Origin of the sequence: Gordonia sp. N1V, assembly GCF_029269935.1 — a bacterium.
Lineage (GTDB): Bacteria > Actinomycetota > Actinomycetes > Mycobacteriales > Mycobacteriaceae > Gordonia > Gordonia polyisoprenivorans.
In genome coordinates, this window is the sequence record NZ_JARJDD010000020.1 from 81985 (window position 1) to 93604 (window position 11620).

The following is an 11620-nucleotide window of genomic DNA, read 5'->3' on the forward strand; positions in this document are numbered from 1 at the left end:
CACATCAGTTACCGCCACCGAGGGACTCGTATTGCGCAACTGCCTTGTTGAGCTGATCGAGCGCCTGACCGTACGCGGTGAAGTCGCCGCTGGACTGCGCTTGACGCAGCTTGTTGAGCGCATCACCGATCGCCGCGACGGCTGCATCCCGCTGCTGGTTGTTCCCCGACTGGCCCGTTTGACCGTTGCCCGTGGAGGGCTGGTTCGGTTGTGGCGTCGGCACGGTCGGTTGGTCGGCGCCGGCCTGATTGCCGCTGGGCTCGCCGTTGAGCGGTGCGGTCGCATCCTCCGGACTGATACTCACCTGAGCCAGCGCCTCGGCAACGGTGGCTGCGTAACCGACCTTCGGATTACCCGCCGCGGCGTTGTAATACATCAGCACGCGGTGCAACTTGGGGATGCCGCCGCCGTTGTTGGTCTGGGTGTACAGCGGCTGGACGTAGAGGATTCCGCCCCCGCCGACGGGAAGCGTCAGCAGGTTGCCGTAGGTCACCTTGGTGGTGCCCTCCAACTGTTTTCGGTCGCCGAGGACGGCGCCGTAGTTGTTCATGTTGTCCTGCGCCTGCTGTGGGCCGACACCGGACTGACGATCGGTGGGCAGCACCTTCATGGTGATCTGGCCATAGGAGCCGGGATCCGACGAGACCGTCATGTAAGAGGCGAGGTTGCGCTCGCGGAAACCGGTGAACACCGTCGTCAGCTGGAATTGGGAGTCCGAACCGGTGCCGCCGCGCGGATTGCGCGCGGTGAAGTAGTAGGGCGGTTGGTTCAGCTGCCGGTTGGCGTTGTCCTCGTTACTCGGATCCGGGGGCACCGACCAGAAGTTGTTGTTCTGGAAGAACGCCGTCGGATCGGTCACGTGATACTTCGCGAGCAGTTCGCGCTGGATCTTGAACAGGTCCTCGGGATAGCGGACATGTGAGGCCAGGCTGGTGTTCTTGTCGAATTCCGACCGCGGTTGCACGGTTCCCGGGAACACCTTCATCCACGTCTTGAGCACCGGGTCGTTCTTGTCGAACTGGTACAGGGTGACCTTGCCGGTGTAGGCGTCGACGGTGGCCTTCACCGAGTTGCGCACGTAGGACACCTGCGTGTTCGCCTGGCTGCGCTGAGCCTGGTTGTTGATCAGTTCTTGCGCATCGGTCGTCGCGTCCTGCAACGACGTCTGCTGCGAATACGGATAGTTGTCGAGGGTGGTGTACCCGTCGACGATCCACTTGATCGAACCGTCGGCCATCACCGCGGGATAGGCCTTGGAATCGACGGTCAGCCACGGCGCGACCTGCTTGACGCGGTCGCGCGGGTCACGGTTGTAGAGAATCCGCGAGTTGCTGTTGATGGCGTCGGAGAGCAGGAAGTTGCGTTCGGTGTACTTGACCGCGTACATCGCCCGCACGAACCAATTACTCAGCGAGACACCGGAATCGGCGGTGTAGGTGTAGGTCTTGTTGTCCTCGTCGTACTCCCGCGCGCCACCGGAGGTGCCGACGATCGCGTAATCGGGCGAGACGTTGGAGATCAGCTCGCCGAAGTAGATCCGCGGCTGGCTCACCTTGATCGGCGCGGTCGCCGCATAGTTGGGATCGCGGATGGTCTGCAGGTCGCTGACATAGAACACGGGAAGTCCCCCGCGGTCACTGCCCGACGTCGCGTCACCGGAGGCCTCGTCGACCTGATTGGCCGGTGCGGCGACGAAGCCGTTGCCGTGGGTGTAGACGGTGTGCTTGTTCAGCCAGTTCTGCTGCTGGTCACCGTATTTCGTCGGGTCGAGTTCGCGGACGGCGACGATGAAGTCACGTTCTTGACCGTCGACCTTGTACCGGTCGATGGCCAGCTGGGAGGGGAAGCCGTAGAAGTTCTTGAGGAACTGACGCTGGTTGAACGTGGGGGCGATGACATTGGGGTCGAGGATGCGGATGTTCGACAGGGTTGCCTCGTCGGCGTTGACCGCCTCGGCACTCGGCGCAGTCGCGCCCCAATCGTTCTGGTAGTCCACGTTCTTGCCGGCGACGATGCCGTACGCCTGTGTCGTCGCCGCGATGTTGCGACTGATGTACTCGGCTTCCTTCTGCGCCGCATTCGGCTTGACCGAGAACTGCTCCATCGTCAGCGGCCATCCGACACCCATGACCAACGCCGCGAGCAACATCAGCACCGTGGCGATCGCGGGAATACGCAGATCCTTGAGAACGACACCGGCGAAGAACGCCAGAGCACAGATGATCGCGATCGCCATGAGGATCAGCTTCGACGGGAGCACCGCGTTGATGTCGGTATAACTCGCACCGGAGAAGATCTCCTGCTTTCGATCACTGGAGAGCAGACTGTACCGATCGAACCAGTAGGCAGTTGCCTTGAGCAGCAAGAAGATCCCGGCCAGGGCCGCGAGCTGGATTCTGGCCGACCCGGTCAACGATCCGCTGCCGCCGCCGAGACGGATACCGCCGAAGACGTAGTGGGTGATCAGACTCGCCACGAACGCGATGACGACGATGACGAACAGGAAGTTCAGGACGAAGGTGATGAACGGCAGCTTGAAGGCGTAGAAGCTGATGTCGATGCCGAACTGGGGATCGGTCACCCCGAAATCGGTGCTGTGCAAGAAGGTCTGGACCGTCGCCCACGAACCCTGTGCGACGAGCCCGGAGAGCACACCGATGAGGACCGGCGGGATGATGGCGAACCAGCGAATCCGGCCCATCACCGCGGCGCGATAGCGCGCGAGCGGATCACCGGGTCCCGACGCGGGCACGAACACCGGACGCGACCGATAGGCGGACGCGATCGCGGCGAAGACGATGCCGCCGACGATCACCGCGGTGATCACGAACAGCAGGATTCGAGTCCACAGAATCGTCGAGAAAACCTCGGAGTAGCCCAGATCGGAGAACCACAACCAGTCGGTGACGAGGCCGACGATGCGCGGCCCGATCAGCAGGATGATCAGCAACGCAACCGCGATGCCGATGATGATCTTGCTCCTGCGCGACAGTGTCGGCAAACCTGCCGGCCCGCGAACGCCCACCTGACCCACTCTCCAAAGTTCTCAATCCGGACATGCGCCCGGCGACCGTCTGTGCCGTCCCTCCGGCGTGGCCACCCACTGTACTGGGCGGCGCGAGGTTCGGGCAGCGGGGCGATCCCGGCGCCGCAGTGTGGGTACTCGGGCGGTGCGGGCGCCGCGGTCGACGACCGTCCGGGCATGATGGACGCGATGTCCGACACGACCCGCTACTCCCCCGACGACCTCGGCCGTTCGCTACGCGAAGCGCTCGACTTCCTCGTGCCGAACGGACCCGATCACCTGCCCGCGGTCTTCGCGCTGGTTCCGACGCCGGTGCTGGCCCGGATGCACCCCGAACTCGTCGACCCCGACGACGACTCGGCGTTGAGTCTGCTCGCCGAGGAGCCGATTGCCCCGCGCGCAGACGACGATGGCGACACCGACGACGATGGCGACACCGACGACGTCGAACCGTACGCCGCGCTCGAGGAATTCCTCGCGACCACGTCGTGGCCGGAACCGGTGGTGGGGGCGGCGGTCGTCCTCGACATCGTCGTACTGCCGCCCCAGGCCGGTCTCGATCTACCCGAGGCCGCCGGCGGCGCCGAACCGGATGCGCCCAACTTGCGCTCGGCGGCCCGTGATCATCCCGACGCGCGGGCGGCCCGGCTGGCTGTCGGCGCGTTGCGCGGTGGTACCCGTCTGGCCCTGCTCGAGCTGGTACCCGACGATCCCGACGAGGCGCGCGAGCTGCGGACCCATCCCGATATGGCGGCCGATCTGCAGCAGGCGTTGGCCGCGGCTCTCGACGGCTGACGCCCCCGGGGGGTCGCTCCCGGCGTCAGCAGTGCGGCACCGGCTTACCCGCGGCGAGGGCGTCGAGCGAGTCGACCGCGGAATCCAGCGACTCGACCTTGACCAGTTTCAGTCCGTCGGGGGCGTCACCGGCGGCCTCGGCGCAGTTCTGGTCGGGGACGAGGAAGACCGTTGCCCCGGCATCGCGTGCGGCGCGGGTCTTGTGGGTGATGCCGCCGATCGGACCGACGTCGCCGTCGTCGGCGATGGTGCCGGTCCCGGCGATGAACTTGCCGTGGGTGAGTTGTCCGCTGCCGAGACGATCGATCACCGCGAGGGTCAGCATCAAGCCGGCCGATGGGCCGCCGATGTCCCCGACGTTGAAGGTGATCTTGAGGTTCGGGTCGGCGTTGCGTACCTCCGGGGTGACGCCGATGTAGGCCACGTTCTGCTCGCCGGGACGCGCAGCGGCCTTGACGGTGACCGTCTGGGTGGCCCCGCCGCGTCGGATCTCGAAGGCGATCTCATCGCCCGGCTTGTGCGCGCGCACCGCCTTCTGCAGGTCTTCGGTGGTCGCGACCTCGGTGCCGCCGACCTTCACGATCGCGTCGCCGGACCGGAGCACCGACGAGGCCGGCCCGTCCGGGGCGACGAGTGCCGCCACGAGCTCGGTGGGCCGATCGAGGTATCGCAACGCGGCCGCCTGGGCGGTGCTCTCCGAGTTGCTCATGTCCTCGACGTTCTGCTGATTGGTCTGCTCGGTGGTCTGGTTCGGTGGGAACACGGTCTCGCGCGGCTGTACCGAATACGTTCCCGACAGCCACATCCCGATCGTCTGGAACAGCGACAGCCCGTCGGTCACCGACACCGTCGTCAGGTTCAGGTTGCCGTCGGTGTGCTGCGTCGGCACTCCGCTGATGTCGACGACGGGCACCTCGCGGTTGTCGAGTTGGATGGTGCCCAGGGTGTTGACCGTGGGCCCGGGCCCGAGCGCGACGAACGGCACCTGAACGGTCGTTCCCACGACGACGAGTGCCAGCAGGATCAGCACGGTCACGGCCACGGTGACGATGCGACGCGAGGTAGGCCCCTTCATTCCGACCACCCTAGGACATGGGTCCGATCCAGCCGCCGCACAGACCGATGCGGCGGACGGTCGAGGGCCGGTCGAGGGCCGGGTGCCGCCGTCGACGTCGACAACGCGCAGCCGACCTGCGCGAACTACGCTCAAGGCGAAATCATCGAGGGGGTCGCGACGACGCGCTGGCGGTACCGTGGAGGCATGAGTGATTTGCCCTTCGGTTTCTCGTCCTCCGGTGACGACAGCGGCAAGGACGACCGCCGCAAGGACGACGGTCCGACCGGCAACGACGGCCCCGGTGGCGCCCAGAACCCGTTCGGTGCCCAGAACCCGTTCGGGTTCGCCCTCGGCGGCGAGGGATTCGACCCGTCCGCCGGTCTCGACCCGTCGGCGCTGGGCCAGATGTTCAGCCAGCTCGGCAGCATGCTGAGCGGGATGGGGTCGTCGATGACCGGTCCGTCGGCCGGCGGTCCGGTCAACTACCAGCTCGCCGCCAACCTCGCGCGTCAGCAGATTGGCAACTTCACGCCCGTCCTCGACAAGGAGACCTCGGCGGTCGCCGATGCGGTCCGCCTGGCCGAGGTGTGGCTCGACGACGTCACCACGCTGCCGGCCGGCATCAGCAAGCCGGTCGCATGGACGCCGGTGCAGTGGCTCGACGAGACCATGCCGACCTGGAAAGGCCTGTGCAATCCCGTTGCCGCGCAGCTGGCCAAGACGTGGGAGCAGAATCTGCCCGCCGAGGCCGCGCAGTTCGCCGGACCGATGATGGGCATGATGACCCAGATGAGCGGCATGGCCTTCGGCACACAGCTCGGTCAGGGTCTGGGGCAGTTGGCCAAGGAGGTGTTGACCTCCACCGACATCGGATTGCCCCTGGCACCCGAAGGTGTCGGTGTGCTGTTGCCCGAGGCGATCGCGACCTTCGCCGACGGCCTCGATCTCCCGGCCCAGGAGATCATCGTGTTCCTCGCCGCGCGCGAGGCCGCGCACATGCGGCTGTTCACCCACGTGCCGTGGCTACGCCAGCGCCTATTGGCCACCGTGGAGGAGTACGCGCGGGGAATCAGCATCGACTTCTCCGGCATCACCGACGCGACCGCGGGGATCGATCCCACCGAGTTGTTCTCCGATCCGTCCAAACTCGAGGAACTGATCAGCTCCTCGACGTCGTTCGAACCGACCACCACCCCCGAACAGAAGGCCGCACTCGAACGCCTCGAAACACTGCTCGCCCTCATCGAGGGTTGGGTGGAAAACGTTGTCACCCAAGCACTCTCCGATCGCATCCCCAGTACCGCCGCGTTGACCGAGACGATGCGCCGCAGGCGGGCCAGCGGTGGTCCGGCCGAGCAGACCTTCGCCACCCTCGTCGGCCTCGAACTGCGCCCCCGTAAGTTGCGCGAGGCAGCCGCATTGTGGCGATCGCTGCTCGAGGCGTCCGACGTGGCCACCCGCGACAAGGTGTGGGAGCACCCCGACCTGCTGCCCGACGGCACCGATCTCGATGCTCCGGCGGCCTTCATCGACCGGGTGATCGGCGGCGACACCTCCGACATCGATTCGGCGATCGCCGAACTCGAGAAGTCCCTCGCCGCAGAGGCCGGGGACGAGAAAGCCAAGGACGTCAATCCCGACGACAAGTCCGAGGGCGGCGACGACAAGTCCTGACTTCACGTCGATGGTCGTGACAGCCGGGGCGGCGCCCACCGCCTGTGGATAACGCCGTGGGCGCTCGGTGCCGCCGGTGGCATGGTGATCGACATGACAGCGGCCGCCGCGACACCTGATCCCGCCACCCCCGATGCCGGGACGTCCCGGCCGGCGACCGGTTCGCGAGTACCGACGGGCATGCCGGTCCTCGCCGACGGAACTGCGGTCCTGATCCGGCCCGGCAACCGGGTACACATCGGCGCCGACCCACACACCGCGTTGGTGCTCGAACTGCCCGCACGGGTCTCCGGCCGGGCGGTGGCCGACCTGTTGGCGTCGCTGTCCGGTCCGCGCAGCCGCGGCGAGGTGTTTTCCGATCTCGTCGACACCGGGCTCACCCGATCCGAGTTCGACGCGATCCTCGACCGCCTCGTCGCCGCGGGCAAAGCACTCCGCCCACCGTCGCAGCGACGCGTCGGCGCGCTGCGCATTCGTGTGCACGGGTCCGGGCCGCTGAGCACGCTGTTGTCGGCGTCGCTGACCGACGCCGGTTACAGCGTCACACGCAGCGTCCGCCGGCCCACCCCGACCGCGCCCGGGACCGTGCAGATGTCACCGATAGCGCTGCCCAATCTGGTCGTCCTCACCGACCACGTCGTACACGAGCCGTGGATGGCCGAACGTCTGATGCGCGTGGGCACCCCGCACCTGCAGGTCCGGTTGCGCGACGGGACCGGCCTGCTCGGTCCGCTGGTGCTGCCCGGCCTGTCGAGCTGCCTGAACTGCGCCGACCGTCACCGCGCCGACCGCGATCCGGCGTGGCCGTTGCTCGCGGCGCAACTCGCCGGGACGAGCGGACACGCCTCGGCGTCGATCGCCCGTGCCACTGCCGCACTCGCCCACGAGCAGGTCGATCATCTCGCTGCAGCCCTCGCGTCGAGCCCCGACGCCGAGGGCACTGCCGCGCCGCCCGATCCCCCGCACCTGGTGAACCGGATCCTGCAACTGCACCCGGCGCCGCTGCGCATCGAGAGCACCACCTGGCTACCGCATCCGCTGTGCGGTTGCCACGAGATCGCCACGCTGACGTGAGGCGCGGCCCGGGCAACACCTCGCCGGTCCTCTATCCTGAGGAGGGGAAAGGAAGCTATGACCGACATCACGCGGGGGCAAGGTCGCCGTAACGCCAAACTCGTCTCGCTGCCCATCGGTATGGCCGGGCGCGCCGCTGCCGGGTTCGGCAAACGGATGGCCGGCCGGGACAAGGACGAGGTCAACCAGGAGCTGCTGGAGAAGTCCGCCGAGCAACTGTTCGCGGTTCTCGGGGAGCTCAAGGGTGGGGCCATGAAGGTCGGCCAGGCCATGTCCATCATGGAGGCGGCGATCCCGGACGAGTTCGGTGAACCGTTCCGCGAGGCCCTCACCAAGTTGCAGGCCGAGGCGCCGCCGCTGTCGGCGTCGAAGGTTCATCGGGTGCTCGATCAACAGCTCGGCACCAAGTGGCGATCGCGATTCCGCGAGTTCTCCGACGAGCCCGCGGCCGCCGCCAGCATCGGTCAGGTGCATCGCGCGGTGTGGTCCGACGGGCGTGACGTGGCCGTCAAGATCCAATACCCGGGCGCCGACCACGCACTCAAGGCCGACCTGAAGACGTTGTCCCGGATGTCGGGGCTGATGCAGAAGCTCTCCCCCGGCACCGACGTGAAATCGATGATGGACGAGCTCATCGACCGCACCGAGGCCGAACTCGACTACCTCGGCGAGGCCGACAACCAGCGCGCGTTCGCCAAGGCCTTCGACGGCGACCCGGACTTCGTGGTGCCCAAGGTCGTGGCGAGCTCACCCAAGGTCATCGTCTCCGAATGGCTCAACGGCACACCACTGTCGAAGATCATCACCAACGGCGACAAGGCAACTCGCGACCGCGCCGCGGCGCTGATGTCGACCTTCGAGGTGTCCTCACCGTTCCGCGTGGGCCTGCTGCACGGCGACCCGCACCCCGGCAACTTCTTCCTCACCGACGACGGTCGGTTCGGCGCACTGGATTTCGGCGCGGTCGGCCACTACCCGAACGGGTTGCCGCCGGAGACCGGCCCGATCCTGCGTCTCGCGCGCGAGAAGGAATACGACGAACTCAAGGAACACATGGTGGCGGCGGGATTCATCCTGCGCTCCCAGGTCGACAAGGTCTCACCGACCGACCTGCAGGCGTATCTGCGTCCGTACGTGGATCCGCTGTACTCCGAGTCGTTCCATTTCACCCGAAAGTGGTTGCAGCGCGCGGCCGGTCACGCGACCGACGTACGCGGCGAGGTGTACAAGACCTCACGGCACCTCAACGTCCCCAAGCACTATGTGATGGTGTTCCGCGTGCTCGCCGGATGCGTCGGCATCGCCGCACAGCTCGACGCCGAGGCGCCATACCGGGCGATCATGGAGAAGTGGGTGCCGGGCCTGGCCTGAGACCGAAGCGGGCCGGCGTCGTCCCCAGCTCCCGGGAGAATGCGACGATGTAGGCCGACGGTGTGGCATAACCACAGGCCGCGGCCGCTCGTGTCACCGAACCGGTGTTCGTCAGGGTTTCCAGGGACGTCAGGATGCGCGCACGGCGCAGCCATAGTCCCAGCGTCAACCCGGTATCACGCCACACATGACGTTCGAGAGTGCGCACGGCAACCGACATGTCGCGTGCGAGGGTGGCCGCCGGCGTACCCGGCGATCGAAACGCGAGCACGACGAGCAAACGCCCGAGTTCCCCGGTGGGCAATGGCAACTCGAGAGATTCGACCGGTGCGGAACGCAGTTGGTCGACGAGGACGGTCACGAGGGCCGAGTGCAAGGGATCGCCCGGTTTCAGTGGCGCCTGTCGAACGACGTGTGCGAGCAGTTCACGCGCGAACGGCGACAGCGACACCACCGTGGGTCGATCGGCGGGAAACGGTTCGGCAACAGCGGCCGGGTTGCGCTGTAGGTAGACGATCCTGACTCGGACCGGCCGTGCATTGTCGATCTCCACCGGGATCCCCGCGGGTATCCAGACCGCACGCCCGACGGGCACTGTCCACCGTGCGGCCGCGGTCAGCACGGTCAGCACCCCGGCTGCCGCATGGATCATCTGATTCCATCCGGGTTCGATGGCGATCTGCGCGCGTTCGGCCGGATGAGTCACGGCGTACCCACGAACGATCGGTTCCCTCGAATCGTGTTGTCGTAATTCCGACACAATTTGTCAGAGTATCGAAAGCACGGCGAGACAGCAGGGAGAATGCTGGAGCCATGGCCGCTCCGATCACTCACTTCGCACTCAACGCCGACGACGTAGCCTCGACTCGACGGTTCTACGAGTCGGTGTTCGGATGGAGGTTTGCCGCATGGGGGCCGCCGGGCTTCTACTCCATCGACACCGGCGGCGAGATTGCAGGAGCACTCCAACAGCGCCGCAGCCTCGACGGTCGCGAAATCGTCGGAGCCGAGATCACATTCTCCGTCTCCGATGTCGACGCGACAGCCTGCACCATCGAGGAATCGGGTGGGCGGGTGGTCCTGCCTCGCCACACCATCGACGGCGTCGGACACCTGATCTTTCTTGCCGATCCCGCCGGAAATGTGGTTGGCGCGATGCAATACGACCCTCGTGCGGGCAGATGAACGAGGAGCACCTCACGCTGTGCACCAGTAGCGAGTGGGCACATGCGGTACGTGAATGGATACTGCCGTGGACCCTCGAGGGCTTTGAGCTCGGTGAGCAGGTGGTAGAGATCGGACCCGGCCCCGGCGTGACCACCGAGTTGCTCATCGAGCGCGCCTCACATCTCACCGCGGTCGAGATCGATGAGTCGCTCGCCGCCGACCTGCGCCGACGTTTCGCCGATCGGACCGACATCGACATCCTCTGCGCTGACGGCGCGAATACCGGATTGACTGCAGGCCACTATGATTCGGTGATCTGCATGACGATGTTGCACCACGTCGCCTCACCAAGGGCTCAGGACGCGGTGTTCACCGAGGCACGGCGACTGTTATCACCAACCGGCGCCTTTCTCGGTTCTGACAGCCTCGACGGCCCTGAGTTCCGTGCATTGCACGAGAACGATGTGTGCGTACCCGTGGCGCCGGAGGAACTCGACACCCGCCTGCGACGTGCGGGTTTCCGGTGGGTCGAGATCGACACAAACGAGTGGTCAGTACGCTTCCGCGCGCAGCCTTGATGCACACCGACGAAACCGGCCGTCCCCGACAGACTTTCGTCGGGAACGGCCGGTTACGTTCAGGCCGCATTCTTGCGCGGGCGGCCACGGGGACGCTTGCGCGCCACCACGACACCGCGATCGAAGATCTCGCCGCCCCACACACCCCACGGTTCGGCCCGCTCGAGGGCCGCGGCCAGGCAGGCCTCCCGCAACGGGCACTCGGCGCACATCGCCTTGGCCCGCTCGAGGTCTCGGGGATCCTCGGCGAACCACAGGTCGGCGTCGGTCATCTGGCAGGGAAGGTCGGTCTGCCCGAGGGCCGGGGCGGACGTGACGCCGACCGCGTCGAAGCGATCGGCGGGCATACAGGACTCGAGAACGCAGTCGGTCGTCATTGTTGTCTCCACCTCTACTCGGATTCTTCGGATGTTCTCGACCCGAGCCGTTGGTGGAGCCCTGCCGCACATCGACGAGATGGGCGGGAGGTCAACCAAAAAAGGGCCACGGGTTCGCTTTCGCGATTCGCCCGTGGCCGCCGTTCCGACGCTGTCAGCGTCTGAATACGAGGTTCTGCACGGGGAACCGCTTGTCGGCTCGTGCTGCCGCTACCGCGGGAGCCGGAAATCCGACGGGCTGCGCCAGAGCGACGGCGCCGCCACGGTGATCGGTGGCATGGCCACACTCGTCGAGCCAGGAGCGGTCGCGACGGGCGACGGTCCGACGGGACATGGCGATGCCGTCGTCGACGACAGCGATGCCGTTGCCGATCTCCGATGCCGACGCTGCTTGCGTCGACTCGGCGGCGCCAAGAATGATTGCGTTCACTGATCCGCTCCTTTCTGGTCTCGTGTGGCCACGCGTGACAGGCGGTGCCGTGACGGCACACAGCCGTCCCCG

11 protein-coding genes are annotated in these 11620 nt (G+C 66.5%); 6 read left to right on the forward strand and 5 right to left on the reverse strand.

The window, feature by feature from the left end:
- Positions 1-4 precede the first annotated feature (4 nt).
- A complete protein-coding gene (locus tag P3L18_RS21870) occupies positions 5-3025 on the reverse strand; it encodes a UPF0182 family protein (protein WP_276115213.1) in 3021 nt (1006 codons plus the stop codon).
- A 189-nt stretch (positions 3026-3214) separates the two neighbouring features.
- Between P3L18_RS21870 and P3L18_RS21875 the strand changes: the two genes are divergently transcribed.
- Positions 3215-3820, forward strand: a complete 606-nt coding sequence (locus P3L18_RS21875; protein WP_238534733.1) for a PPA1309 family protein — start codon at positions 3215-3217, stop codon at positions 3818-3820.
- Between the two features lie 25 nt (positions 3821-3845).
- On the opposite strand, the gene P3L18_RS21880 is transcribed toward P3L18_RS21875, so the two are convergent.
- On the reverse strand, positions 3846-4895 hold the full coding sequence (locus P3L18_RS21880; RefSeq protein WP_079930539.1) for a PDZ domain-containing protein: 1050 nt from the start codon (positions 4893-4895) through the stop codon (positions 3846-3848).
- A 186-nt stretch (positions 4896-5081) separates the two neighbouring features.
- Here P3L18_RS21880 and P3L18_RS21885 point away from each other — a divergent pair, with 186 nt between their 5' ends.
- From P3L18_RS21885 to P3L18_RS21895, 3 genes are all read left to right on the forward strand, one after another.
- A complete protein-coding gene (locus tag P3L18_RS21885) occupies positions 5082-6551 on the forward strand; it encodes a zinc-dependent metalloprotease (protein ID WP_079930529.1) in 1470 nt (489 codons plus the stop codon).
- Between the two features lie 93 nt (positions 6552-6644).
- Positions 6645-7625: a hypothetical protein gene (locus P3L18_RS21890; protein WP_240523970.1), complete on the forward strand. Its 981-nt coding sequence runs from the start codon at positions 6645-6647 to the stop codon at positions 7623-7625.
- Positions 7626-7682: 57 nt separating this feature from the next.
- Positions 7683-8996 (forward strand): AarF/UbiB family protein, encoded by a 1314-nt coding sequence (locus P3L18_RS21895; protein ID WP_006372918.1) that lies wholly within the window; start codon positions 7683-7685, stop codon positions 8994-8996.
- On the opposite strand, the gene P3L18_RS21900 is transcribed toward P3L18_RS21895, so the two are convergent.
- The gene (locus P3L18_RS21900; protein WP_079930540.1) at positions 8965-9702 is read right to left on the reverse strand and encodes a helix-turn-helix transcriptional regulator; all 738 of its coding nucleotides are present in this window, start codon (positions 9700-9702) and stop codon (positions 8965-8967) included. The genes P3L18_RS21895 and P3L18_RS21900 overlap by 32 nt on opposite strands.
- A gap of 107 nt (positions 9703-9809) precedes the next feature.
- On the opposite strand from P3L18_RS21900, the gene P3L18_RS21905 reads away from it, so the two are divergent.
- Positions 9810-10181 carry a VOC family protein gene (locus tag P3L18_RS21905; protein WP_006372920.1) on the forward strand — a complete coding sequence of 124 codons (372 nt, stop codon included), beginning with the start codon at positions 9810-9812 and terminating at the stop codon, positions 10179-10181.
- A complete protein-coding gene (locus P3L18_RS21910) occupies positions 10178-10741 on the forward strand; it encodes a class I SAM-dependent methyltransferase (protein WP_079930531.1) in 564 nt (187 codons plus the stop codon). The genes P3L18_RS21905 and P3L18_RS21910 overlap by 4 nt, the downstream gene beginning before the upstream one ends.
- Positions 10742-10800: 59 nt before the next feature.
- Here the strand turns inward: P3L18_RS21910 and P3L18_RS21915 are convergent, their stop codons facing one another.
- Positions 10801-11118 carry a WhiB family transcriptional regulator gene (locus P3L18_RS21915; RefSeq protein ID WP_026919965.1) on the reverse strand — a complete coding sequence of 106 codons (318 nt, stop codon included), beginning with the start codon at positions 11116-11118 and terminating at the stop codon, positions 10801-10803.
- A gap of 154 nt (positions 11119-11272) precedes the next feature.
- Positions 11273-11548 (reverse strand): hypothetical protein, encoded by a 276-nt coding sequence (locus P3L18_RS21920; protein ID WP_079930532.1) that lies wholly within the window; start codon positions 11546-11548, stop codon positions 11273-11275.
- Between the last annotated feature and the right edge of the window lie 72 nt (positions 11549-11620).